This is a genomic window from Sorangium sp. So ce693, from assembly GCF_051521375.1.
Taxonomy (GTDB): Bacteria; Myxococcota_A; Polyangia; order Polyangiales; family Polyangiaceae; genus Sorangium; species Sorangium atrum.
In genome coordinates this window covers 2,115,784-2,141,702 of record NZ_CP150347.1, presented here as the reverse complement: position 1 = coordinate 2,141,702, position 25,919 = coordinate 2,115,784, and the positions used below count along the sequence as shown (strand labels likewise).

Sequence of the window (25,919 nt, the reverse complement as noted above, 5' to 3'; positions counted from 1 at the left end):
CCCTCGATTGCGGCGACATCGCGAGAGCGGATCGCGGCGGCGGGGCCCCTCGCGCGGCGGCTCCGTCCGGCGGATCCATTGTCGCAACCGTCACCCCTCCGTGGCTCTGACCAAGGTAGTCGAAATACGAGAACGAGTCGCGGCTTCGAACGCAGGCCCGTAGCCAGCATCACCGCGACATCGACCGACTTCATCCCAGGTCCCCCGCCGCCGGCCGCCGGCAGGTGCGCAGCGCCGACCGTCACGCACTGCGCCGCGCGGATGGCGCGCACCACGGCCAGCGTGCAGACCTCGGCCGCCATGACGCGTAGAGTCATCATGCCGAGCGTCGTGCCGGACGCGCCCGTGCCCAGCGCGAAGAGGGCATCGCCGTCGAAGAAGGCGCGGAGCGCGGGGAAGTCTTCCGGCCGAGCTCGATCGATGGGGTGCTCGCCTCGCCACCGTCTTGGGGAAACACCGCGCTCGGGGCTGAGCACGGCCGCGGGACGAACCGCTCGTCAGTCGTCGCTCGTGGGCGAGAAAGGCATGACGGGCGCGGATTCCTCGATCTCTCGCCTGGGCGGGTTCTTGACGGAAAGCGTGCTGTCGATGAGGACGGCTCGACGCGGGCGCGGCGCGCTGACCTGAGCTTTGCAAAGCTCCTCGACGACGCGGCCGCGCAGCGCATCGTTCACTTCCTTGTTCTTGCCGGGCGGCACGCGCGCGCTGATCCGCAGGACGATCGATCCCTCGTTGAGCTCCTCCACGCCGACTTCCACCTGCCCCGGAGCGCCCGTCTGCAGCTCGACCTCCTTTTCGGCGACCCTCGCGAGGAGCTCGCGCACCCGCTGCACGTCCTCCTCGTAAGGCACGTGCACGTCGACCACCGCATTCACGTAGGATCGAGAATGGTTCGCGACCTTGCGCACCTCGCCGTTCGGGATCGAATGGAGCACGCCGATCTCGTCGCGGATCTTCGTGATACGAACGCCGATCTCCTCCACGCGGCCCTGGATGCCGCCGATCTCCACGAGATCCCCGACGAGGAGCAGGTTCTCGAAGAGGATGAAGAAGCCGGCCACGATGTCCCCCACGAACGTCTGCGCGCCGAAGCCGATGGCCACGCCGATGACGCCGGCGCCGGCGAGCAGCGGCGTGGGGTCGATGGACGCCTCGCGCAGCCCCAGCACGAGAGCCGAGAAGTAAATCGCGTACCGCACGAAGCCCATGGCCACAGGGACCAGGGTCTTTCGTTGCTGGAGCGTCTGGGGGTTCTCCTCCGCCACCTTCCCGAGGAAGAGGTCGTTGATGAGGAGCACGCAGATCTCGACGAGGACCCGGCTCGCATAGACGATCGCGATGATCCGGAGCCCGACCCGCCCCGCCTGCGAGAGCCACGTGTCGGGCGTGAGCGCGTCCGCGACCCACGTCGCCGCCGTGATGTACACGCAATAATCGACGACGCGCTTCGTGATCCCGAGCAGGTGCGACAGGTTCCCGAGGTACCTGAGCGGGCTCTCGAGGCGGGCGAGCCTCGTGGAGTTGTCGAAGATGACGTCGAGGAGGAGGTACCCGATCCCCGTCGCGAGGCGGCTCATGTAAAATGCGCCCAGCGTGTAGCTGGCGAGCAATACGGCGCGCTGGGTCCCCGGCGCGAGCGCGAGCTTCTCGGCGAGGAGGACCGCTGCGGCGCCGAGGACGACCACGCGGAGCGCCTTGCGCAGGCGTATCGTGACCTCTGCGACCGGCTCGCGCCGCTTCGCCAGCCAGTCCGAGCGCGCGACCGCCTTCCCCAGCGCGTCGGCGAGCCCCCGGGCGAGGGCGTCGACGAAGAGCGCGCCGACGGCGATGCCGAGCGCGGTGAGCCACCGCATCTTGGCGAGCGCGGGATCGTCTCCGGCGAGCCCGACGAGCGCGCTCTTCACCACGTCGAGGGCGCGAATCCCGCGGACCACGGCGAACGCCGCGCCGCCCACGAGCACGGCCCCGACGAGCGCGACCCAGACGAGCGCGCGGCGACGGACGCGACGCCGGAACGACTTGCGCTCGTCGGCCGTGACGTGCTCCAGCGTCGGCGAGCGCAAGACGAAGGCGTAGCCCCGATGGATCAGCCTGACCACGAGCTCCGAGAGGAGCAGGAGGGCCACGATCGCGATGCACAGCGCGACGAGGTTATGGAGGAGCAGGTCGAGATGCAGAGTCATCGATGCAGTCGAGACTACCGCCCGATCTGGACGTTCTCAAGGACGCCGAGGGCGTCGGGCACCAGCACCGCGGCGGAGTAATAGGTGCTCACAAGGTACGAGGTAATGGCCTTTCCGTCGGTCTCCATCCTGCGGGCCGAGACACCGGGCTCGATCTCCTCGGGGAGGCCCGTGCGGTGGAGGCCGATGACGCCCTGATGCTCCTGCCCCGTGCGCATGACGAGGATGGAGCTCGTCTTGTCCTCGTTGATGGGGATCTTGTCGCAAGGCAGGATCGGGACGCCGCGCCACGCCGCGACCTGCATGCCGGAGAGCTCGACGGTGGTCGGGTAGACGCCGCGGCGACTGCACTCCCGGTGGAAGGCGGCGATCGTGCGCGGGTGCGCCAGGAAAAACTGCGATTTGCGGCGCCGGCAGAGGATCTCGTCCATGTCGTCGGGCGTCGGGCGGCCGCTCCGGGGATGGAGGCGCTGCTTCAGGTCGGCGTTGTGCAGGAGGCCGAAATCACGGTTGTTGATGAGCTCGTGCTCCTGCCGCTCGCGCAGGGCCTGGACGGTCAGGCGGAGCTGCTCCTGGAGCTGATCCATCGGATCATTGAAGAGATCCGAGACGCGCGTGTGGAGCCGGAGGATCGACTGCGCGACGCTGAGCTCGTATTCACGCGGCGCGGTCTCATAATCGACGAACGTCCCCGGGAGCGCGTGCTCGCCCTTGTGACCGGCGGTGAGCGCGATCGCCGCCTGTCCGAGCTTGTCCTGCGGCTTCTTCAGCCGCTCCTTGAGCGACTCGACGTGCGCGTGGAGCGCCGGGGATCGCGAGATCAGCTCCTCGAAGACGCGCTGCGGGAGCTCGAGCACGATGCACGGCGTGACGGCCCTGACCGAATAGGCCCATACGTCGTTCGACTCGATGACGGACTGATCCCCGAAATGGTCCCCATCCGCGAGGACGTCGAGGATCGTGTCGGCGCCGTACTTGCCCACGCCGAGCTTCTGGGCCTTCCCGTGCGCGAGCAGGAAGATCGTCTCCGCCGGTCTTCCGCGCTCGGCGATCAGCGCGCCGGGCCTGTACTCCCGCTGGGTGAACCGGCTCGCCAGGGTGTCGAGCACGGCGTCGTCCGAGAAGCCTTGCAAGAGCGGCAATTCGCCGAGCTCCTGCGGGACCACCTGCACCTTCGCCCCGACGTTGCTGAAGCTCAACCGCCCGTCGCCGACGGCATAGCTCAGGCGGCGGTTCACGCGATACGTGCCGCCCGTGACCTCGACCCAGGGCAATACATGCAAGAGCCACCTGGGCGTGATCCCCTGCATTTGCGGGTGCGATTTGGTCGTCGTCGCGAGCCCTCGCGCCCCCAGCGTCCCGAGGCTCGAACGCTCACCCTCGTCCCCGTTCCCAAGCATTTCCGCGTTTGCCATGACGTACCTTTCCTTCTGCGCGCTTCGGAGAGCAGAGCGCTCCGCGTGTGCCCCACGTCTGCGCGGGGCACGCGCGGAGCGGCTACCGCTCGAGGCTCACTCGTGGGCGCGTCCGATCTCGACGCTCTCCAGGACGCCGAGCGCGTCGGGGACCAGCACGGCCGCCGAGTAATAGAGGCTGACGAGGTACGACATGATGGCCTTCTCGTTGATCCCCATGAAGCGCACGTTGAGGCTCGGCTCGACCTCGTCCGGAATGCCGGCGTGGTGCAGGCCGATGACGCCCTGGTTCTTCTCGCCCGCGCGCACGAGCAGGATCGAGGTCGTCCGCGTCTCCGAGACCGGGATCTTGTTGCACGGGAAGATCGGCACGCCGCGCCACGCCGGGACGCGATGGCCGTTCACCTCGATGCTCTGCGGATAGACGCCGACGCGGCTGCACTCCTGGCCGAACGCCGCAATGGCCCGCGGGGGCGCGAGGAAGAACGACGGCTCCCTCCAGACCGTGGCGAGGAGCTCGTCCATGTCGTCCGGCGTCGGGGGGCCGCTGTGCGTGTGGATGCGCTGCTTCAGGTCGGCGTTGTGCAGGAGACCGAACTCGGGGTTGTTGATGAGCTCGTGCTCCTGGGTCTCCTTCAGGGCCTCGATGGTCAGGCGGAGCTGCTGCTCCGTCTGGTTCATCGGCTCGTTGAACAGATCCGCGACGCGCGTGTGGATGTGGAGCACGGTCTGCGCCACGCTGAGCTCGTACTCGCGGGGCGAGGTCTCGTAATCGACGAACGTGCCGGGGAGGACGGGCTCGCCGGAGTGGCCCGCCGCGATCTCGATCGCGGCCTCGCCCGTGTTGTCCTGCTTCTTCGTGGCGAGCGCCTTGAAGTTGTCGAGGTGCTTCTTCAGCGACGGGTGCTGGGCGACGAGCTCCTCGAAGACGTTCTGCTGGAGCGTCAGCACCGTGACCGCCGTGACGGCCTTGGCCGTGAACGTCCAGTAATCCTGCGTCTCCAGGAGCGCCTGGTAGCTGTAATGGTCGCCGTCGGCGAGGACCGCGAGCACCGTCTCATCGCCGTACTTGCCCGCGCCGATCTTGTTGACCTTGCCGTGCGCGATGAGGCTGATGTGATCGGCCTCCTTGCCGCGCTCGGTGATGACGTCGCCGGGCTTGTATTCACGCTGCACGAAGCGGTTCGCCAGCGCGGTGAGGACCTCGACGTCATCGTAACCGCGGAGGAGCGGCAGCTCGCCGAGCTCCTGCGGGATGACCTGGATCTTCGCGCCGGTGTTCGTGAACGTCACCCGCCCGTCGCCCACCGCATAGCTCAGGCGGCGGTTCACGCGGTACACGCCGTTGACGTGCACCCACGGCAGGAGCTTGACCAGCCACCGCGACGAGATGCCCTGCATCTGCGGCGCCGACTTGGTCGTCGTCGCGAGCTGCCGCGCGGCCGCCGTCGCGAGGCTGGTCTGGTGCTGATCGATCGAACCCAGATTACCTGTGATGGACATGAGTATCTCTTTCCCGGACGGCTAGGGCCGCCCGTGCTTCGCCGGCACGGACCGCGCCGTACCCATTGAAAGATCCGCCTTCGCAGCAGGAGCCGCGGCGCCGGCTTTTCCGGCGCCGAAGAGACTGCTGATACGCGCCGCAGAGGCGCCAAACCCACGCGCGCCCTCGATCGCCCGTTCGATCGGGTGGCGCTCGAGCTCCGCGTCCACGTACCGGCTCGTCACGACGTGCCAGTTGAGGACGCCAGCCATGTACGCTCGCTGCTTCTCGACGTATCCGAGCACGGCCTCGCGCGCCGCCTTGTCGAGGTCGAATTCGTCGAGGATTCGGGGCAGCTCGGTCGCGACGATGTGCTCGAACTCCAGCACGCGCGCCGTGATCAGGTCATTGACGACCTCCTTGGCCCGCTGCGCGTCGCATTCGAGGAACCGCTCGGCGACCAGCACGAGGTTGTTGAGCTCGCCCTCGAACTCGATCTCCTTGCGGTACGAATAGAGATCGTTGATCCACCCGCCCACGTCGGCCGTGGTGTTGTCGAGCCCTCGCATCGTCCGCGTGCGGAAGAGCTCGGCCGGGACCACATCGCCCAGCGTGAGCTTGGGCAGGCTCATCGTGAGATCGGCGCCGAACGTCTTGCGGCGCATCTCGACGTAATCGACCGGATCCGGGATCCGGTTCTGGGTCTGGTTCAGGAGCTCCCAGAGCCAGCTCCCGGTCATGGTCTCGACGCTGCGGCGGAGCGATTGCCGCGAATTCGTCGACATGGCGGAAGCCGTACGGATCCAGAGATCCAGCAGGCTGCTCTCCACCGGGTTCTCGGGCACCGGGGCGCCCGCGCAGTCGAGGGGCATGAACATCGAGAGCCGGGCGATGAACCGTTTCGCGCCCGCCATGTCCCGCGTCGCGCCGAACACGCGCGGGAAATAATCGTCGGCGTACGTCCCCCACGTCAGCCAGGCGGAGCTCAGGTCGAGCTCGTGCGGGGACGCGTCCGGGTGAATGCCCGCAGCGCAGATGGGGAAATCGAAGCCGATGAAGCTGCGCTCGTCCCAGATCCCGGACCCGAAGACGCCCGGCACCACGTCGAGCATCGCGAACTTGCGGGCCCACTCGAGGGTGTTCCGGCGCGCCGCGGGCAGATGCGGGCTCAAGCGGAGCTTGAACGGCATGGTGATCTTCGGGAGCGGCGTCCTGCCCACAGGCTGAAACGGGGCGTGGGTGAGGGTCTTGATCCGCTGCAAACCCAGGGCGGCGGGCGTGAGCCTGATCCGGAACGCCGAGGTGCCGAGCCCCGTCGGCGCCCCGACGAGCTCGGGGACGCTCGCGGATTTGTCCGCGTTTTCGTTCATGTAGCGGCTCGACCGCATGTGCCATTCGTGGCCGCCGGACTGCCAATCCTGCAGCCCCTTCACGTACTTGGCGACGTCGAGGGCTTGCGTCGGCGTCAGCCCGTACTCCATGCAGAGCGCCGGCACCTCGACGAGCGCCGTGTTCTCGAATTGCTGGAGCCGCGACGTCAGGATCTCGTTCGTCAGATCGGCCGCCCTTTGCGTGGGGACGCCGAGGAAACGCTCGAGGACGAGCACGCAGTTGGCGTTCTCCCCTTCGTCCTCGACCTCCCGCTGGTACGAGAACACGTCATTGCGCAGGTGGACGCCGTCCGAGAACGTGTCGCGCAGGACCTCGAGGGGGCGCGTCGCGGCGACGGCGGCCGGGACCTCGGCGCCCACGGCGATCTCGACGAGGCCAGCGGACCAGGGCGCGCCGCCGACCTTTCGTCGCATCTCGATGTATTCGACCGGGTTCGCGACGCGGTTCTCCTGGATATTGGCGAGCTCCCACATGCATTCGAGCATCAGGTTCTTCGTCGCCACGAGGAAGCGCTCGCGCCAGTGGACCGAGGTGAGCGGGACGGTCCGCGCCCAGAGGTCCGCGAGCGCGCGCTCGACCACGTTCGTCGGCTCCGGCGGCGTGCCCGTGGGCACGACGGGCATGAAGAGCGGCAGGCGGTCGAGGTACGCCTTGGCGCCGCGCATGTCCTTGGTGCGCTTGTAGATCTCGAGGAAATGGTCGTCGAAGAAGAACACCCAGACATACCAATCCGTGATCAGATTGAGCTCGGGCGCGGGCGCGTCGGGGTGGGTGTACGCGCAGAGCAGCGCGTAGTCGTGCGCGTCGAGGTCGCGCTCGGTCCAGATGGGTTTTCCCTGCGGGTTCTCCTCCAGGATACCCATCTCGTAGGACCAGGCCTTGGTATGCGCGCGCGCACCTTCGAGGTGAGGATTGAGGCGCGCCGGATGCGGCATGTAGAAGTCGGGCAGCGTGAAAGGTTGCATGTTCGCTGACTTCTCGCGCGCGACGTCGAGTTGAGCGACGCGGGCGACCTGAATGTCTTGGCGGTCCGTATTCCGGACGCACCTCGGCCGCTCGCACGCAGACGTGCGACGACGCGTTGGTAAGGATCGTCCCCACAGACCGATCGGGATCGTTCGGACGGGGCGGATCTAGTTCAGTCCAGCGCTGCCACCAAATTAATTGATGGCGAGCTCCAGACCGCAGGAACTCCAAAACGGTTGCTTGGTGCGAAATCGCTCGGGCGCCGCGGCGACCGCTCGAGGCTCGCGGGCGGGCGCAGTCATGTCACGCTCACCCGCCGGGTCGGCTCGGCAGCCTGTGAGCCGCCGACAGCAACCACGTTTCAGCCCGCTCGTTTGCGCTCACCGCGCGGCGGTGGAGTGTGGTGCTTACCCCAGCCTGCCAGGATGCTGGAGACACCAAGACGCCACGAGACGCCAAAATTTTTGTGTTCTTCTCGACGCCTTGTAGCGTGTCGGCGATCCTTGGCCGGATTTCTGACACACGAAGCTGGGCTATACCCGCGCCGTCTCCTCGAGCTCCTTGCCGCGCGTCTCCGGGAGGAGCCACAGGATGAGCGCGAGCGCGACCAGCGGAAAGAGCGCCGTCGCGGACACCGCCGGTCCCCAGCCGATCTCCTCCGCGGCGAAGCCGACGGCGATCGGAGAGAGCATGTAGCCGATCCGGCCGAGCAGGTTGTTCGACCAGGCGATCGCGTCGCTCCTGAGGTGCGTGGGGAAGAGCTCGGTCATGTAGGCGTTCAGCACGGGGAGCACCCCGCTCGCGCCGAAGATGGCGAAGACCAGCGCGGCCGTGAGCCCGCCCCGCGAGCCCAGCGAGTAAGCGCCGAGCACGCCGGCCGCCGCCAGCACATAGATGATCACCGCGCCCTTGCGGCGGCCCACCACGTCGAGCAGCTTGCCCGAGGCGAAGATGAGCGGCATCGAGACGAGCGCGGCGAACGTGATGCTGCCGCCCACCTCGCCGTCGCTGAGCCCGCGCTCCCGGAGCGCGAACGTCTTCCAGAACGTCACCGCGTTCTGGGTGCAAACGTACGTGAGGCCCCAGATCAAGGCGAGCTGCAGCATCCGCCGGCGGTACGGCGTGCGCAGGATGCGCGTGAACGACGGCGTCCCCTCCCCCTTTCGCTCGGCCGCCGCCTGCTCGAACCGCGCCGTCTCGCGCAGGCCGCGCCGCGCGACCGCGATGAGCAAGAGCGGGACGCCGCCGACGAGATACACGCTGCGCCACCCGTAGGGCGTCGCGAGGAGCAGCGGCACGACGCCCGCGCACACGATGGATCCCAGGCTCGAGAACGCCTGGATGACGCCGATCACCATCCCGCGCCGATCGCTCGGGTACTCCTCGGCCGCCATCACCATGCTGACCGCCCACTCGCCGAGGAGGAAGATGCGCGCGAGGAGCTGCAGGACGGCGAAGACATAGACGTTCGGAGAGAACGCCGTCAGCACGGAGAAGATCGTGTACCCCGCGATGGTGACCGATAGCACCCGTCGCCGTCCCCACTGGTCGGCCTTGCGCACGAGGAGATACGCGATCATCGTCCCCGAGTTGATGACCCCGACGAGGAGCCCCTCGTGGCGGGGCGCGAGGCCCATCTGCGCGCCGAAGTTGGGCAATATCTGCGTGAGCGCCAGGAAGTCGTAGCCCTCGAAGAACGAGGCCACGCTAAGGAACCAGAACAGCCGCCGCTGGTACGGCGTGAACGGCGTCTTCTGGTGCGGAGCAGCTGTCGTCATATCACCTGTTCCCTCCGAGCGGGCGCTCGTAGACGCGATAACGCCGGTAAGGCACGCACCCGGCCGACTCCACGATATGGCGCATCGCCGCGTTGTCCTCGTGGATCAAGGAGGCCTCGAGCCGCTCGTACCCCGCCGCGAAGAGGCCGTCGACGACGTGCCGCACGAGGAGCGCGTGGAGGCCCGTCGACCGGAACGCCGGCACGACGCCGATCAGCTTGAAGCTCGCCGTCCGGACGCGGCGGAGCGCCCCGAGGACGCGCGCCCAGCCGAGCGGCAGGAGCCGCCCGCGCGCCGCGGCGAACGCCTCGTTCAGCTCGGGGAAACACGCCGCGAACGCGGCGGGCTCGCCGCGCACCGTCGCGATCTGCAAGAGGCGCGGGCTCGCCAGGGCGACGAACGCGCGCCCCAGGTTCACGAACTCCGCGCGCGACATCGGGACGACCTCCGGCACGCCGCGGTATGCCTCGGTGAAGACGGCGTGGGCGATCTCCATGTCGCCCGAGAGGCGGTGAACCGCGACGCGACGCACCTCGAGGCCGGGGAGGCTCACCGCGGCGGCCTTCCGGCGCAGGGCCTCGGGGAGCTCGCGGCGGCGCCCCGCCGCGTCGACGAGCGGGGTGTCGTAAGCGAGCATGTCGTAACGCTTCGAGAACCCCTCGGCCTCGACGAGCTCGCGGTAATACGGAGGGTGATGGCCCGCGAGCATCGGCGGCCGGGAGCCATACCCCTCGACCAGGAGCCCGATGTCCTCCACCCGCGTCACGTTGCGCGGGCCGCGCAGCGACGTGGCGCCGAGCGCCAACGCCCGCTCGCTCACCGCCCCGAAGAGCGCCCGCGCCGCCTCCGGATCGCGCTCGCACTCGAAGAAGCCGAAGAACGCCGCGCGCTCGCCGCTGTGGCGATCGTGGCGCCCGTCGAGGAGGAGCGAGATCGTCCCGACCGTCTCGCGCCCGCGCCGCGCCCGGAACAGGCGGAGCTGCGCGTCGCGGAAGAAGGGGTTTCGCGGGTCGAGCCGCCGCAGCACGAGCGGGCGGAGGGGCGCGACATAGCCAGGATCGGCCGCGTGGAGGCGCAGCGGCAGGTCGAGGATCTCGGTGAGATCCGCGCCGCTCTTCGCCTCCTCGATGGTGATCGACATCGAGGCGCTCAGTACCCCGCGAGCCGCTTCAGCCGGAAATAGAGCGGCGTGGGGCTGCCCTCATGCTTCTCCTTGAGCGGTCCGCTCATGAGCGGCAGGTACATCACGCGCCGCTGGCTGGCGTCGCCCGTGGCCGTGGCCTGCGCGACGCGGTGCCAGATGCGGCCGTCGTGGATCGTGAGGTCCCCCGCCGCGGCCTCGAGCGCGTACTCGTCCGGGTCGGGCCGGTGGTCGAGGAAATAGGTTTTGCGGGTCATCATCTCGAAGAGGCCTTGTCGGTGAGAGGACGGGATCAGCCGCACGCCGCCCTTCGAGAGGGGCGAGTCGTCGAGATAGAAGCCGACGTTCAGGTACCGGCGCGGCTTCTCGAGATAGAAGAGGTCGCGCAGGCTGTCGGTGTGCCAGCCGAGGCGCTGGTACGTCGACCCCTCCTCGTGGCGGTAATGGTTGATGACGAGCCCGTCGCGCTCCCGCTCGCCGATCCTGTAGCCAGGCCCGGCCACGTCGAGGACGGCGCCGAAGCGAGGGTCGCGGACGAAGGCGCGGAGGCGCTCGCCGAAGAGCGACGCGAACACCATGCGCTGGATGTAGCGGGAGCCGTCCTTCCGCGTGCCGAAGAGGAGCGGGACGCCGTTGATGTGCGCCCTGCCCTCCCCGACGAGCCGGCGGTCCATGGCCTCGACCTCCTCGACGAGCGAGCGCACCGCGCCGCGATCGGCGAACCCGCGGAAGCGGATGAACCCGTGCTCGTCGAGGAAGTCCCGCTGCTCGGCCGTGAGCGCGCCGCCGAGCTCGAAATCCGGCAGCCGGATACGGTGGTTCGCCGGAGGCAGGCCGGCGCTCGCGGGCGTGGCGGCGGCTTTCTGCGTGTCGCGCGGGGCGTTCACGTGACGTCTCCTGCCAGGTCCCTAGCGCAGACGGGCCGCGGCGGGAACAGCGGCCGCAGGGAGCGCCCGCCAGCGCGGAATCTGCACCGATGCGCACGCCTTGCAGCCGAGCGCGCCGGCCCGCCGCGGCGTCCCGCGGTCGCCCCTCGAGCCGAGTCGGCTCCTCCCCGGCGCCAGGCCGCCGATCGCCGCTCCAGCGGAGACGTAGCGGCACCTGCCTTGCAAAGCGGCGGGTCGACGATCGAGAGTCGATGACCCGGTGCGGCGATAGATGACCCACGAACAAGATCCCATGACGGAAGGGCAACGGCGAGATGAACCGCCGGAGCCGCCGGTGCGCGGGCGAGCGCGCGGCGGGCGCGGCTCCACGGGGGCCTCGCTCCTCGCGCTCTGCGTCGCGCTCGGCGTGGCCGCCGGGCTCGGCGGGTACACCTTCGTTTATGCGAAGGGCGCCTCGTACCTGGGGAGCGATCCGTCGGCGTGCGCCAACTGCCACATCATGAACGAGCAGTTCGCCGGGTGGCAGCGCTCCAGCCACCGAGCGGTGGCAGGGTGCAACGACTGTCACGCGCCGCACACGTTCCTGGGAAAATATGCCACGAAGGCGTCGAACGGGTTCTGGCACTCCTTCGCCTTCACCTCGGGCCGCTTCCCGGACCCGATCCGGATCAAGCCCAGCAATCTACGCATCACGGAGGAGGCCTGTCGCGGGTGTCACGGCGACGTCGTGGATGCGATCGACAGCGAGCACCACGGCGCCGCGGGGCTCTCGTGCGTGCGCTGCCATGAATCGGTGGGCCACCTGCACTGAGGGGCGCCCGCTGCACGAGGGATGGAACCGATGACGGAGCCGAAGGACGAAGGATCCACGCAGAAGAGCGCGCGCACCGGCAAGCCGCCGGCGCGCTGGCGCTACCTGCCGCTCGCGGCGGTCGCCGCCGCGGCGGCGACCGCCGGGATCGCCGCGCTGCTCGTGAACATCTTCGAGCACAAACAGGAGGCGAAGAGCCCGTTCTATCGCGTCGTCGAGCTTGACGACACGATAGACGACCCGGCCGTATGGGGGAAGAACTTCCCCCTCCAGTACGACGGCTACCGGCGCACGGTCGACCAGAAGCGCACGCGCTTCGGCGGGAGCGAGGCGGTGCCGCGCACGCCGACGGAGGCCGATCCGCGCAGCGTGGTCGCGCAATCGAAGCTCGAGGAGGACGGGCGGCTGATGACGATGTGGGCCGGCTACGCCTTCGCGCGCGACTTCCGGGAGGAGCGCGGGCACGCCCACATGCTCGAGGATCAGGTGTACACCGAGCGGCAGATCGCGACGAAGCAGCCGGGCACGTGCATTCACTGCCATGCGTCCGTGTACGTGCCGTACAAGAAGCTCGGCGGCGGCGACCTGATGCGCGGCTGGGAGGCGATGAACCAGATGCCCTTCCCCGAGGCGCGCAAGCTGGTGACGCACCCGGTCTCGTGCATCGACTGCCACGACCCGGAGTCGATGCAGCTCCGGGTGACGCGGCCCGGGTTCATCGAGGGGATCCGCGCGCTCAAGGCGTCGACGGGCGAGGCCAATTACGACGTCAACACGATGGCCACGCGCCAGGAGATGCGCTCGTACGTCTGCGGGCAGTGCCACGTGGAGTATTACTTCAAGGGCCCGGAGAAGCGCCTCGTGTACCCGTGGGCGAAGGGCATCAAGGTCGACGAGATCTACGCCTATTACGAGGAGAACGGCCACTCGGACTGGACGCACGCGGAGTCCGGCGCGAAGGTGCTGAAGGCGCAGCACCCGGAGTTCGAGATGTGGAATCAGGGCATCCACGCCCGCTCCGGCGTGGCCTGCGCCGACTGCCACATGCCGTACCAGCGGGTCGGCGCGACGAAGATCAGCGATCACCACGTGCAGAGCCCGCTCCTCAACGTGAACCGCGCGTGCCAGACGTGCCACAAGTGGCCCGAGGACGAGCTCCGGCAGCGCGTGGAGACGATCCAGTCGCGCCATTTCGAGGCGCGCGACCGGGCGATGGACGCGGTGGTCGCGCTCATCAGCGATATCCGCCGGGCGAAGGAGGCCGGGATGGCCGATGAGGCGCTCGCGGGGCCGCGCGCGGCGCAGCGGAAATGCCAGTTCTTCGTCGATTTCGTCGAGGCCGAGAACTCGTCCGGCTTCCACGCGCCCCAGGAGGCGATGCGCATCCTCGCGTCCGCCATCGATACCTGCCGCCGAGGCCAGCTGTCGCTGCGCGATGGAACCCCGCTCGAGGAGTGACCCGGCCCAAGGTGAACGTTTACGCGAACGTTTACGCGAACGTTTACGCGAACGTTTACGCGAACGTTTACGCGAACGTTTACGCGAACGTTTACGCGAACGTTTACGCGAACGTTTACGCGAACGTTTACGTGGTCGTTTACGTGGTCGTGGTCGTGGTCGTGGTCGTTCACGGCCTATCGTTGACGACCACGACCACGACCACGTAAACGACCACGACCACGTAAACGTTCACGTAAACGACCACGACCACGTAAACGTTCGAATGTGGGAGAACACGGAGGGAAGCTTGGTTAACGCCTACCTCTTTTCCACTCCCTCTCTCCTGCTCCAGGCCACCTGGAGCGCCGGCCAGCGCACCGCCCGCCTGCCCGAACAGGCCGAGCGGCCTCGTCATCGCTCGCTCACGGCCTGACGAGCTGGGCCATGACTCCAGAGCTCCGATATGGAGCGCTCATGTGTCCCTCATTGCATTTGACGCGATTCATCCGAAGCTCGACTCATCGCGAGATATTGCTTGGATAATTCGTTTGAGATCCGTACGGTGTCGCCGAAAGGGGAAGACGCCATGGCAACCTGCCTCAATCGTTCGAGCGCCGTCGCCGCGCTGTGTGCCGCGTTTGCGCTCGTCTCGACGTCGTGCGCCTCCGGCGATCCGGGCGAGCCGGCGGCCGAAGAGATCCACGTCTCGCACGTGGGCAAGGATACGGTCAGCACGTTCCTGAACCGGCTCGCGACGGAGACTGGCCAGGTCGTCGTGACCCGCGCCAGCGTCGAGGACGCCTGGCAGAGCGTCACCCTGAAGAAAGAGCGCGGGAGCTCGCTCTACCTCGTGGAGGGGCCGCTCCCCGGCGCGGCGCTCCCGGGCGAGCGCGCGCGGGTCGGCGGGATCGCCGCCGTCGCCGTCCCGACGGGCCGCGACCCCCATGACTGGCTCGGCTCGCCCCGCCTTCACGCAGAGTCGATCGGAGAGCACGACGTGGTCCTGTCGCGCGCTCCGGAACGACAGGGGACCCGCGCTCCGGCCGGGGCGCGCGCGCCGCGCGACGGCGGCGCCGCCGAGCTCCCCGAGCTCCACATCGACGCTGCGTTCCTCGAGGCGCGGCTCAAGGAGCTCTCCGGGGCCGCGCCGGTGACGGTCGATGGCCGCACGGCGGTCATCCGCGAGCGCGGGTCCGAGGACGGGCGAGCGCTGGCCCGCCGCTGGATGCGCCAGCAATACGAGGCGATCGGGTTCACCGTCGAGGAGCACGCCTATCAAAGCGGCTGGAGTCAGGGCGTCAACCTGACGGCGGACAAGCCCGGCGCCGACCGATCGCGCGTCCTCATCCTCTCGGCGCACTACGACTCCATGAGCAACGCCGGCGCCGACGACGACGGCTCCGGCATCGTGTCGTCGCTCGCCATCGCCCGCGCGCTGAAGGACGCGAAGCTGAGCATCGGGCTGCGCGTCGTCGCCTTCGATCAAGAGGAGGACGGCCTCCTCGGCTCAAAGGCCTACGCGAGCAAGCTCTACCGGGACGGGCAGATGGATCAGGTGGTCGGCGTCCTGGATCTGGAGATGACGGGCTACGACTCCGACGACGACGGGCACTATCACGTCATCCACTGCAACGAGAACACGTCGTCCGATCTGGCCGCGCTGGTCGAAAAGGCCGCGTCGCACGGCGAGCTCGGCCTGACCCGGGTGGACGCCTGCACGAACCGCAGCGATCACTCGGCGTTCTGGCGCTACGGGGCGCCGGCCGTGGCCATATCGCAGAACTTCTTCGGCGATGACGGCAACCCCTGTTACCACCAGCGCTGCGACCGGGTCGATCGGCTCAACTGGGACTACATGCGGCGGCTGACCGAGGCCGCGGGGCGCGCAGCGGCAGGCATCCTGGTCGAGTAGCGGGAGGCCGCCGCGCGGCGGACGAGCGGGCGCGAGTCGCCGTACGCTGCCCATGCAACCCGAGGATCTGGCCGCGCAGGTGCGCGCCTCGGCCTACGTGGGGCGGCACGTGGCATGGCTGCGCGAGGACGCGGAGCTCAGCGTTAGCACGATCTACGTGCACAACGCGACCTTGAACCAGCAGGCATTCATCGAGGTCTTCATATGCTGGCGGGCAGCTAGCTGGGGTTATCGCCCACCAGCACCCCGAAACCGACGGTCACCACAGGCGCAGGGTCTACACAGTAGTAATCGTCACCGACGCCAGCTTCTTCGTCTTATGGTCCCACACCCTGAGCGAGATCTTGGTACCTGGACTCGGATTTCCGATAGCCGTGTTGAATGCCTCAGCATTCAACACGGCAACATTGTTGACCCCGACAATAATATCGTCTTTTTCGATACCTGCATTATTGCAAGGCCCTCCCGGAGTAACAGCGACGACCAGCGCACCGGGCATAGTAGTCGCATCCGCGACATCGGCGCCTATAGCCGTCGGGCCCACCAGATATGGAATTGGAAGCGCGTTCGCGTAGTTGAGCGACCCTCCCAAAACTCCAGCCATTACGAGCGACGCAGCAAACAGAATCACCAATCCTCGCAGATTTCTCATTCCCCCTCCCATACGCATTCCGCCTGCGCAAACAAGAGCCACAGACCAGCCCCACATCGATATGAGACACAGCCTAGCCGACGACAATCGAACGCGACCGGCAAACGTCTCACGCTCATGTTTCCCACCTAGCAATACCGCACGAAGCATCCCTAATATACACCAATGTACACAGCGGCAAACCGCGCGAGCCGCCGCGCTCAGGGTCCTGGCGACGTCGACGCCGACGCCGACGACGGCGACAAATCGATCTCGGGGAAAGGGAAATAGAGCGATTCGGGGACGTCAAAGGCGAATCACCACGCTCGCCTCAGGTGATAGAGCATTTTGACGCAATTCGCCCTCTCCTGAAAATGGACGACATCACAACGTGCGCCCCGACGCCGTGGGCGCGCGGGCGCGCGTCTCGGCCGACGTCGAGCGGCACGTCGCCGGGTTGCGCGAGGACGCCGAGCTCGGCTTCAGCGCAATCCGCATTCGCAACGTAACCTTGAACCAGCAGTTCTTCCTCGAGGTCCTCCGCGGGCGTGTGCCCCCGGCGCTGTGCAGGTGACGCAGCGACGCGGCGAGCCCGGCAACAGGGAATGGATCAGCGACAGCGCGCCGTGCTGCGCGTGGAACGCCCCCAGCGGGGGCAGCGTGACGAAGCGGTCGCCGCCGAGCGACGGCGGCGCGGCCCCGCCTCGGAAAATCCATGCGATGTGCGCCTCGACGGCGGCAGCATCTGGAGCGGTCTGCCGAGATCCTACTGGCAGCGCCGTGCGGCGCTACTCTGCCCGCCTCGCCTTCCTCTTCTTTTCTGGCCTTGTCAGGTCGCTGATGGCGGCGGCCAGCGACTGGAAGATGGATATGTCGCGCAGCTCGATCCCGAGGCCGACCATGCCCTGCGCCATCCCGGGCCCGACGCCGACGAGGCTCACGCGCGCGCCGAGCAGCCGGGTCGCCTGCGCCGTCTGCACCAGCGCCGCCGCGGTCGCCTCGTCGACGAACGGCACGCCGGTCACGTCGAGCAGCACCCACCGGGCCCCCTCTCGCGCGACGCCAGAGAGCGCGGCCTCCAGGATCTGCTGCGCCCTCGCGGCGTCGATCGCGCCTATCAGCGAGATGAGCAGCACCCCGGGCAGCAGCGGGATGACCGGACAGCCAAGCTCCCGCACCGTGCTCGCCAGCGCGCGCTCGCGCTCGTAGGCGGCGGCCAGCATGTCGCGCTCCGCCTGCAGCGTGGCCTCCATGTCGTGGTGCTCGAACGCGGCGATCAGGAGCGACACCCACATGGCCAGCGGATGGAGGTTGCCCACGAAGCTCTCCAGGTGCAGCCCTCCCAGCACCAGAGTCCCCCAGTCGCGCCTCGCGCTCACGAGCGGGACCAGCAGGAGATAGCCGCCCGGCTCGTCCGGCAAGGCCGCCGCGCGCAGGGCGGGCGGCGGAAAGTCGCTGGCCGGATACCGTTGACCCACGAGCGTGGTCAAGTCCGTGTCGTACGGGTACACGGAGTGGACGACGAACTCCGGCTCGGACGACCCCGACGCATCCGCCCAGAGCGCGATGCACCCCACACCGATGGAGGTCTGCGCCAGCCACTCCAGGCGCTCCTGGGTCCATGCGTGCTTCGAGGCGAGGAGCCTGCTCATGTGCACCTTGGCGCGGACCAGCCGCTCGAGGCTCTTCACGTTCCGCCGCTCCCACGCGGCGAGGGCCCGCTGCTGCGAGAGGCGCACGCGGTCGAGGAACGTCTCCAGCCGGCGCGCGGCCTCCGGCTCCGGCGCGACGGCGAGCCGCCGCGCCGCGGTCTGCTCGACGAGCTTCACCAACGCGAGCAGGACCTCGATCTTGTCGTTTCGCGTGACCCCGGCGGCGAAAGCGCGCTGGAGCGTCTCCACGTCCAGCGGCTCCTCCCCGGCGAGCGCCGCGCCGAGGCCCTGCGCGATCACCTCCGCCTCCGGCCAGCCGAGCGGCGCGTCGTCGGACAGCGGGAGCTCCCACCCATCCATGAGGAGGCTCATCTGCCGGGACAGCACGCGCTGCCAGTCGCCCTCGGGCGCCTCGATCGCCGGCGCGACAGGCGCGGTGTTCCACGCCGCGCGACCGCTTCCGCACGAGCGACGCACAACCAGCTCGGCCGGGCCGCGGGTCACGAGCTCACGAGGGGGGAGGCCGTCGAGCAAATCGATGAGCCGCTCGACGGCCATGCTCCCGAGGAGCGCCGGGTCCTGCCGTACCGTGGTGAGCGGCGGATCGCAGTGCTGGGCGGCGTTGATGTCGTCGAATCCCACCACGGCGATGTCCTCGGGCACGCGGTAGCCGTGCGCCCGGATCGCGTTGATGGCGCCAATCGCCATCTCGTCGTTGCCCGCCACGAGCGCCGTACAGAACTTGCCGTTGCGCTCGAGCAGCTGATGGAAGCGCTGCTCGGTATATAAGATCGTACACTCGTGAAACTCGGAGAGCAGGTTGAGGTCGGCCTCGATCCCGCGCGCGCGCAGCGCCTGATCGAATACCCTGCTCCGCTCGTGGAAATCGTCCGACCCGGTCCTGCCGATGTAAGCGATCCGGCGATGTCCGAGCCGGATGAGGTGATCGACGAGCAGGTGAATCGAATCGTGGTTCTCCGCGCGGACGACCGGGCAGCGCGTCCCGAGCGGGGGCGCGCAGAAGATGACGCCAGGCTTCCCGTCGGAGAGCAGCTCCTCCAGCCCGTCGGTGTTGTACATCGCGATCCAGCCGGCCACGTGGCGAAGCGCCACGCCGCGCTCCAAGACGCGCCGAGGCGTCGCGTAGATGAGGAGGAGCTCGTAGCCCCGCACTCGCGCGGCGCGGTGCATGCCACGAAAAGCCGTTGTGTTGAAGGAATTGTCGAGGAAGACCGACGCGACGCCGATCACCTTCGATGTGCGCTGATCGACAGGCCCAGTCTTCATCCCGGTCGCGTTCGCCCCCGCATCCCCCAGGCGAGCCTATCACCGTCCTCGATGGATCGACTCAAGAACTTCTGTGTGTCGACCGCCGCGCTCGATCCCACGTGACCCGGCGTGACGCGACAGGTGCGCGCATGTAAACAATCCGGAGCGGCCGCTTCGGCCGAGGTTTCCACGCGGCGCAGGCTGCGCAGGGCGGCCGTGCATCGATGTTCGTGAGGAGCCCCACGCAGGAGGCGACGTCGGTGATGGGAGCGCTTCAGGGCGCGGCGGGCTCTCCCCGCGGAGCGCGCAGGGCGACCGCGCGAGCACCTTTGTCAGGGCGGCAGATCGTGGGCGCGGTCACTTGCCTTGACGAGCGTGCCCGACAGGGAGGTCCGAGCCGACGCAGCCGCAGCCGCACTCGTCGGAGAAGAGCGCCTCTCCCGGCGCGCAGATGAAGTCGACGAGGTGGCAGTACTCCGGATCGTGAGAGATGTAGCGGACGTCCGGATCCGCGGCGTCGGGGCAGGTCTCCGGCGCGGGGCCGACGCAGCCACAGCCGCACTCGCCGCCGAAGAGCCTCTCGGGCGGCGAGCAAGCGAAGTCGATGAGCGCGCACTCGTTCTGATCGTGAGAGACGTAACGGACGCCCGGAGCGCCCGGGTCCGGGCACGCGGGAGGCGGCTCCTCGTCGATGCAGCCGCAGCCGCACCCTGGTTGGGTCATCAGCCGCTGTCCCTCCGCGCAGACGAAGTCGATGAGCGCGCACTCGTCCGGATCTTGAGAGACGTAGTGGACGCCAGGATCGCTCGGATCCGGGCACGCGGGAGGCGGCTCCTCGTCGATGCAGCCGCAGCCGCACCCCGGCGCGCTCATCAGCGTCTGTCCCTCCGCGCAGACGAAGTCGATGAGCGCGCACTCGTCCGGATCTTGAGAGACGTAGTGGACGCCAGGATCGCTCGGATCCGGGCACGCCCCGCCGCCGCCGCCCGTGGGAGGTTTACAGCCGAACAGTCCTACGATCGAAGAGGCCGCAAGAAGCAACAAGGCACAGGCTCGCATGTTGGTCTCCGTATCTTTCTCGTGTGGGTTGGGAGATGCGCTCCCCCTCGAGGCCCGTCTCGAGCCTCCCGGAGGAGCAGAGAGCTGGAATCGACTCAGGGAGCGCCGGCCACGAAGAGCGTCACCGCCCGCCGGAAGACCTCCGGTGAAGAGACCTCGATCAGCGCCACTTCCTCGCCGCGCGCGGCGGCCTCGGTCGGCCGGTAGACCACGCGGAGCTCTCCGGCGCTCCCCGCCTCGAGGACCACGGGAGCCGCCGTTCCCTCGAGGCTGTACTCGGGGGCCGGGGCGCGCAGCGCGATCCTGTCGATCGCGAGCGGCGCGCCGCAGGAGTGCGCGAGCGCGATGGCGCTGCTGGACATCGCGCCGACGGCCGCCTCGGGCAGGGCGAGCTCCCGCTCGACCTCGAAGCAGCCTGCGAGCGGGCGAGGCGACAGCTCGAGGGCGCCGCGCCCGGCGATGAGGTCCACCGGCTCGGAGCGCAGCGCGCCGCGCCGGGCCTGGAGGCGCAGCTCATCCCCCCGGAGGCCGTCGATGTCGAGCGCGAAGCTGCCATCGGCCGCGACCGGCGCGACGACCGGAGGCGCGGTCCCATCGAGGTTCACCGCCCAGACCACGTCGGCGTCGGTCACGCTCCCGGGCGCGCCGGTGAGCTTCAGCGGGGCGCCGTCGCACTCGTCGCACACAGCGCCGACGACGTCGCCGGCGAGCGCCGGCGGCCGCTCGAAGGGCGGCTCCGGGATGGGGTTCACCCCGCACCCGGCGACGCAAGCGACGAGAAGGACCGCAAGCCAGCGCATCACGCCGTCCCTCTGTTCAAGAGTCGCGCCAATGCGGTCCGCGGCGTTCCGCGGAAATCGTGGCCCCTTGTTGTACCATTCTGTACCATATTGTACCGATGGTACACCACGGCATTGCGCCAGGGGCCGTGGTCGATGGCCGTTACGAGGTCGTGCGCGCGCTCGGGCGCGGCGGGCTCGCCTCGGTCTACGAGGCGCGCGACCGGCTCTTCGATCGCGACGTCGCGATGAAATCGCTGAGCTTCGGCTCCGCGGGCGCGCTCGAGGCGTTCCGGCGGGAGTTCTCGCTGCTCTCGGCCTGCGCTCACCCGCGCCTCCCGCGCGCGTACGACTTCGCCCGGACGACGTCCGGCGGCGCGCCGGGCCAGCCGCTCACGTACGCCACGACGGAGCTCATCCGGGGCCGGACGCTGGCCGAGCACGCGCGGGGGCGCGCCTTCCGCGCGGCCCTGCCCGTCCTGCTCGACGCGCTCGACGCGCTCGGGTGGCTCCACGGCGCCGGCATCGTCCACGGCGACTTCAAGCCCGAGAACGTCCTCGTGCGGGACGACGGCGCGGGCGTGCTCATCGATCTCAGCGCGGCGCGGAGGATGCGCGCGGACGCGGGGGACCTCTCGGGGACGGCGCGGTTCTTCGCGCCAGAGCTCCTCCGGGGGGCCCCGCCGAGCGCGCGCACCGATCTCTTCGCGGTGGGGCGGACGCTCGAGGCCCTGTTCCCGCTCCTCTCCGGGGCGCCGCCCGCCGCCGTTCGGCGCCTCGCCGGGCGGCTCACCGCGGACGATCCGGCCAGCCGCCCCTCGGGGGTCGAGGAGGTCCTCGAGGCCCTCTCCGCCGGCGGCCTGCCGCGGCGCGCGCCCGCCGTCGTGAGCGAGCCGGGCGAGATCGTGGGCCGGGAGCGCGAGGTCGAGGCGTTCGGCGCGGCGCTCGAGGCGCTGCTCCGCGGCGAGCGCGGGCCGCGCGCGGTGATCGTCACGGGCGAGGAAGGCGCGGGCAAATCGCGGCTGTTCCGCGAGCTCAAGTGGCGCGCGCAGCTCAGCGCGCAGGTCGTCGAGGGCGCGCCCCGCGGCGACGATCCGCTGCGCGCGCTGCTGGTCCGGGCGCTCGGCGGCGCGCCGCTCCCGGCCGGCGTCGACGCGCTGCTCGCGGCCCGCGGCGAGCTCGCGGGGGCGCGCGGGCGCGAGGGCGAGGCGGCGCGCGCCCCGCGTGATTCGCGCGACCCGGCTGATTTGCGCGCCCCGCGTGATTCGCGCGACGTGCGTAATTTGCACGCGTTGCCCGCGCCGCGCCGGCCGCGCGTGCTCGCGATCGACGACGCGCACAGGCTGGGCGCGCACGACCGGGCGCTGCTCGAGGCGCTCGTTCGATCGGCCGAGCCGACCGACGCCGTCCTCTGGCTGATCGCCTCCGCGGAGCGCCTCGACGTGGGCGGCGGCGCGGTCGTCGAGCTCCCGCTGGGACCGCTCGGGGAAGATGCGGTCCGGGTCTGGACCGCGCCCCTCGCCACGGCGGCGCGCACGTCGGATCTCTTGCGCGCGAGCGGCGGCCGCCCGCGCGCGCTCAAGGAGCTCTGCGCCGCGCTGGCGCAGCGCAGCCTGAGCGAGGCGGAGCTCGACAGGTTCGTCCACACGACGGGCACCCCGGAGCTCTGGCGTCGGCGCGTGGCGGCGCTCGACCGCGGCGAGGCGCGCGCCCTCGCGGCGCTCGCGGTCGCCGATCCGCTCGGGCCCGAGGCCGCCGCCGCGCTCGGCGTGGGGCGCGCGGCGCTCGACGCGCTCGAGACCGCGGGGCTCGCGCGGCTCGACGGCGAGGGGTTCCGCCTCGGTCATGCCGGGCAAGCGAGGGCGCTCCTGCCCTGGCTCGACGCGGGCGTCGTGCGCGAGGTCGCGGCCGCGATGGCGGCCCACCTCGCCGGCGCCGACGAGGCGGCCCTCGCCCCGGCGCTCCGCAGCCAGCGCGCGGCAGACCGGGCGAGGGCGCTCGTGCTCGCGGGCGACCACGAGGCGGCGCGGCGGGCGCTCGCCGCTTCCGGGCCGATGCTCGAGTGGGCGCCGCGCGCCTGGGTGCGCGCGGCGGACGCCGCCTGCGAGGTCCTGCCGGCGCCGAGGACGCTCGTGGCCGCGGCGTCCGCGATCGAGGCAGCCGGCGACCCGCGACGCGCGCTCTCGCTGCTCGCGCGGGCGAGGCGCGCGGGGCCGCCCGCCGACGTCGGCGCGGAGCTCTCGTACCGGGCGGCGCGCTGCTACGAGACGCTCGGCAAGGTCGAGCGGGCGCTCTGGCAGCTCGGGCGCGCGCGGGCCCTCGCGCCCGGGCCCTGGGGCGGGCGGCTCGCGAGCCTCTCCGCGCGCTGCCTGCTGCGCCTCGGCCGCTACGACGAGGCCCGGCGCGAGGCGGAGGGGGCGCTCGCGGCGCTCGTGGCGCCCGGATCACGCGAGGTCGACGGCGCGCTCGCGAGCGGCGAGGCGCGCGAGGCCGCCGCGGAGCTCGCCGAGACGCTGGGCCTCGCGCTCGGGTACCTGAGCGACCAGGCCGGGGCGCTCCAGAGCCTGGCGCGCGCCGTCGCGCTGCGGCCGGCGTCGGGCTCGCCCCGCGCCCGCGCCCGCACGCTCAGCTACCACGCGCTCCACGCCTACCGCGCCGGCGACGCGGCCCTCGCGGCGCGCGGGTTCCAGGAGGCGCTCGACCTGGCCGAGGCCGAGGGCCTCGGCGACCTGCTCGCGACGGCCGCGCTCAACCTGGGGACGGCGAGGCACCAGCTCGGCGACTGGGGCGCGGCGCTGCGCTGCTACGAGCGCGGGCTCCGGGCGGCGATCGCCTTCGCCAAGGAGCGGACCGAGGCGACCCTGCGCTTCAACCTCGCCAAGATCCACGCGGACGTCGGCCTCCTGGAGCGCGCCGAGCTCGCCGTCGCGCGGATGCGAGCGCCCGAGGGCCCGAGGGCCCCCGAGGAGATCGCCGTGGCGGCGCTCGGGCTCGCCGCGGAGATCGCCGCCGCGCGCGGCGCGCTCGGCGAGGCGGCGCGGCTGCTCGAGGAGGCCCGCGCCGGCCACGCGGCGCGCGGCTCGAAGCGCGAGGCATGCGAGGCGGTGATCCACGCCGCGGAGGTCGCGCTCGCGGCGCGGGACAGGGCCGCGGCGAGCGCGCGGCTGGCCGAGGCCGCGGCGCTGCTCCGGGAGGCCGACGCGGCGGATCTCGCGCTGCGCCACGCGACGGCGGGCGCGGAGCTCGCGCTGGCCCGCGGCGACACGGACGCCGCCCTCGCGGAGGTGCAGCGGGGCGCGGGCCTCGTGGCGAGGGTCTCGCAGCTCGAGCTCCACGCGAAGCACGAGGAGGCGTCCGCCGAGGTGCTCCGCCTCCGGTCGGCGACGGCGCTGGCGGAGCGGCACCGCACGGCCGCGCTCGAGTGCTGGGAGCGCATCGGGAGCACGCTCCCCGCCGAGCTCGCCGAGGTCTTCTGGCGGCACCCCCGGCGGGCCGCGCTCCGCGGCGGGCCCGCGCCGCCGGGGGCCCGCATGGAGCTCGTGCTGAAGCTGCTCGAGGTGAACCGGCGCCTGAGCTCGACGCTCGACGCGGAGGAGGTGCTGCGCCTCGCCATGGACGCGGCCATCGAGCTGACCGGCGCCGAGCGGGGCTTCGTGATCCTGACGTCGCCGTCGCCGGAAGCGGAAGGCCACGCGAAGGGCAAGCTCGAGGTCGCGGTCGCGCGGAACCTCGATCGCGAGCGCGTCGGCAAGAGCCAGCTCAAGTTCAGCCACGGGATCGCGAAGCGGGTGGTCGAGCGCGGGGAGGCGGTGCTCACGGTCGACGCGCTGGCCGACGAGCGGTTCCACGGGAACGCGTCCGTGCACGGCCTGCGGCTCCGGTCGATCGTGTGCGTGCCGATCCGCGCACACGGGGCGGTGCTCGGCGCCGTCTACCTCGACAACCGGTTCCAGCGCGGCAAGTTCGCGGAGGGCGACGCGGATCTGCTCGGCGCGTTCGCGGACCAGATCGCGGTCGCGCTGCACAACGGCAGGCTGATGGCCGAGCTCCGAGACCGCACGCGGGCCCTGGAGGAGGAGCAGCGGCGCGTCGCGGAGCTCATGCGCTCGCAGGCCGACGAGATCGAGCGGCTCTCGCACGAGCTCGAGCGGACGCGGGCGGACGCGCGCCGCGACTTCCCGGAGATCGCGGGGAGGAGCGCGCCGATGCGCGCCGTGCTCGCGCTGTGCGAGCGCGTCGCGGAGAGCGACGTGACCGTGACGGTGACCGGCGAGAGCGGCACCGGCAAGGAGCTCGTCGCGCGCGCGATCCACGCGGGCGGGCCCCGGCGGGACGGGCCGTTCGTGGCGGTCAACTGCGCCGCGCTGCCCGAGGCGCTGCTCGAGTCGGAGCTCTTCGGCCACGTGAAAGGCGCGTTCACGGGCGCGGTCCGCGAGCACGGCGGGCTGTTCGTCTCGGCGCGGGGCGGGACGCTGTTCCTCGACGAGCTCGGGGAGGTGCCGCTCGGCGTGCAGGCGAAGCTGCTCCGCGCGCTCCAGGAGCGGTCGATCCGCCCGGTGGGGTCGGACCGGAGCGTCTCGGTGGCCGACGTGCGGGTCGTCTGCGCGACGAACCGGGATCTGCGGGAGGAGGTCGCCCGGGGGCGCTTCCGCGAGGATCTCTACTACCGGATCAGCGTCATCGAGATCCGCTTGCCGCCGCTGCGCGACCGGCCGGACGACATCCCGGCGATCGCGCAGGCGATCGTCGAGAAGCTCGCGGCGCGCCAGGGCCGCCCGGCGTTCCGGCTGTCCCGGGGCGCGCTCCGGCGGCTCTCGTCGTACGGCTGGCCCGGCAACGTGCGGCAGCTCGAGAACGTGCTCTCGCGCGCGTGCGTGCTCTCGCCGGGCCCGGAGATCGGCGCCGCCGACATCCAGCTGCCGGCGGCGGCGCCCGCGCCGCGTGGCCGGTCGCGCGCCGAGTACCGGGGCGCCGAGGAGGAGCGGATCCGCGCCGCGCTCGAGCTCTCCCGCTGGAACGTGTGCGAGGTATCGAGGAGCCTCGGGATCCCGAGGATGACGCTGTACCGGAAGCTCGCCCGCTATGGGCTCTTGCGGAAGGAGTGAGGGTCAGCGCGCGAGC

The 25,919-nt window shown here is 70.3% G+C and carries 17 protein-coding genes; 6 read left to right on the top strand and 11 right to left on the bottom strand.

What is annotated here, in order from left to right; all coding sequences use genetic code 11:
* Positions 1 to 497 precede the first annotated feature (497 nt).
* The 7 genes from WMF14_RS08135 to WMF14_RS08105 form a co-directional block, all read right to left on the bottom strand.
* Positions 498 to 2,183, bottom strand: a complete 1,686-nt coding sequence (locus WMF14_RS08135) for a mechanosensitive ion channel family protein (protein WP_437799793.1) — start codon at positions 2,181 to 2,183, stop codon at positions 498 to 500.
* Positions 2,184 to 2,197: 14 nt separating this feature from the next.
* A complete protein-coding gene (locus tag WMF14_RS08130; RefSeq protein ID WP_437799791.1) occupies positions 2,198 to 3,598 on the bottom strand; it encodes a family 2B encapsulin nanocompartment shell protein in 1,401 nt (466 codons plus the stop codon).
* A gap of 96 nt (positions 3,599 to 3,694) precedes the next feature.
* A complete protein-coding gene (locus WMF14_RS08125) occupies positions 3,695 to 5,101 on the bottom strand; it encodes a family 2B encapsulin nanocompartment shell protein (RefSeq protein WP_437799789.1) in 1,407 nt (468 codons plus the stop codon).
* Between the two features lie 21 nt (positions 5,102 to 5,122).
* Positions 5,123 to 7,438: a family 2 encapsulin nanocompartment cargo protein terpene cyclase gene (locus WMF14_RS08120; protein WP_437799787.1), complete on the bottom strand. Its 2,316-nt coding sequence runs from the start codon at positions 7,436 to 7,438 to the stop codon at positions 5,123 to 5,125.
* Positions 7,439 to 7,972: 534 nt separating this feature from the next.
* On the bottom strand, positions 7,973 to 9,217 hold the full coding sequence (locus WMF14_RS08115) for an MFS transporter (protein WP_437799786.1): 1,245 nt from the start codon (positions 9,215 to 9,217) through the stop codon (positions 7,973 to 7,975).
* 1 nt (position 9,218) lies between these two features.
* Positions 9,219 to 10,358 carry a hypothetical protein gene (locus WMF14_RS08110; protein WP_437799784.1) on the bottom strand — a complete coding sequence of 380 codons (1,140 nt, stop codon included), beginning with the start codon at positions 10,356 to 10,358 and terminating at the stop codon, positions 9,219 to 9,221.
* Between the two features lie 8 nt (positions 10,359 to 10,366).
* Positions 10,367 to 11,245: a phytanoyl-CoA dioxygenase family protein gene (locus WMF14_RS08105; RefSeq protein WP_437799782.1), complete on the bottom strand. Its 879-nt coding sequence runs from the start codon at positions 11,243 to 11,245 to the stop codon at positions 10,367 to 10,369.
* A gap of 292 nt (positions 11,246 to 11,537) precedes the next feature.
* On the opposite strand from WMF14_RS08105, the gene nrfH reads away from it, so the two are divergent.
* From nrfH to WMF14_RS08085, 4 genes are all read left to right on the top strand, one after another.
* Entirely contained in the window at positions 11,538 to 12,056 is a 519-nt protein-coding gene (gene nrfH / locus WMF14_RS08100; RefSeq protein WP_437799780.1) for a cytochrome c nitrite reductase small subunit, read from the top strand.
* Between the two features lie 30 nt (positions 12,057 to 12,086).
* Positions 12,087 to 13,514, top strand: a complete 1,428-nt coding sequence (locus tag WMF14_RS08095; RefSeq protein ID WP_437799778.1) for an ammonia-forming cytochrome c nitrite reductase subunit c552 — start codon at positions 12,087 to 12,089, stop codon at positions 13,512 to 13,514.
* An 11-nt stretch (positions 13,515 to 13,525) separates the two neighbouring features.
* Positions 13,526 to 13,723 carry a hypothetical protein gene (locus WMF14_RS08090; protein WP_437799776.1) on the top strand — a complete coding sequence of 66 codons (198 nt, stop codon included), beginning with the start codon at positions 13,526 to 13,528 and terminating at the stop codon, positions 13,721 to 13,723.
* A 359-nt stretch (positions 13,724 to 14,082) separates the two neighbouring features.
* Positions 14,083 to 15,408: a M28 family metallopeptidase gene (locus tag WMF14_RS08085; RefSeq protein ID WP_437799774.1), complete on the top strand. Its 1,326-nt coding sequence runs from the start codon at positions 14,083 to 14,085 to the stop codon at positions 15,406 to 15,408.
* 277 nt (positions 15,409 to 15,685) lie between these two features.
* On the opposite strand, the gene WMF14_RS08080 is transcribed toward WMF14_RS08085, so the two are convergent.
* Positions 15,686 to 16,039: a PDZ domain-containing protein gene (locus WMF14_RS08080; RefSeq protein ID WP_437799772.1), complete on the bottom strand. Its 354-nt coding sequence runs from the start codon at positions 16,037 to 16,039 to the stop codon at positions 15,686 to 15,688.
* A 391-nt stretch (positions 16,040 to 16,430) separates the two neighbouring features.
* Here WMF14_RS08080 and WMF14_RS08075 point away from each other — a divergent pair, with 391 nt between their 5' ends.
* Positions 16,431 to 16,613, top strand: a complete 183-nt coding sequence (locus WMF14_RS08075) for a hypothetical protein (protein WP_437799770.1) — start codon at positions 16,431 to 16,433, stop codon at positions 16,611 to 16,613.
* A gap of 214 nt (positions 16,614 to 16,827) precedes the next feature.
* On the opposite strand, the gene WMF14_RS08070 is transcribed toward WMF14_RS08075, so the two are convergent.
* The 3 genes from WMF14_RS08070 to WMF14_RS08060 all read right to left on the bottom strand — a co-directional run bounded on the left by WMF14_RS08070 (position 16,828) and on the right by WMF14_RS08060 (position 20,819).
* Positions 16,828 to 18,978, bottom strand: a complete 2,151-nt coding sequence (locus WMF14_RS08070; protein WP_437799768.1) for a substrate-binding domain-containing protein — start codon at positions 18,976 to 18,978, stop codon at positions 16,828 to 16,830.
* A gap of 339 nt (positions 18,979 to 19,317) precedes the next feature.
* Positions 19,318 to 20,019, bottom strand: a complete 702-nt coding sequence (locus WMF14_RS08065) for a hypothetical protein (RefSeq protein ID WP_437799766.1) — start codon at positions 20,017 to 20,019, stop codon at positions 19,318 to 19,320.
* Between the two features lie 95 nt (positions 20,020 to 20,114).
* Positions 20,115 to 20,819, bottom strand: coding sequence for a hypothetical protein (locus tag WMF14_RS08060; RefSeq protein WP_437804162.1), 705 nt, complete (start codon positions 20,817 to 20,819; stop codon positions 20,115 to 20,117).
* A 98-nt stretch (positions 20,820 to 20,917) separates the two neighbouring features.
* Between WMF14_RS08060 and WMF14_RS08055 the strand changes: the two genes are divergently transcribed.
* A complete protein-coding gene (locus WMF14_RS08055) occupies positions 20,918 to 25,903 on the top strand; it encodes a sigma 54-interacting transcriptional regulator (protein ID WP_437799764.1) in 4,986 nt (1,661 codons plus the stop codon).
* The last annotated feature ends 16 nt before the right edge of the window (positions 25,904 to 25,919 follow it).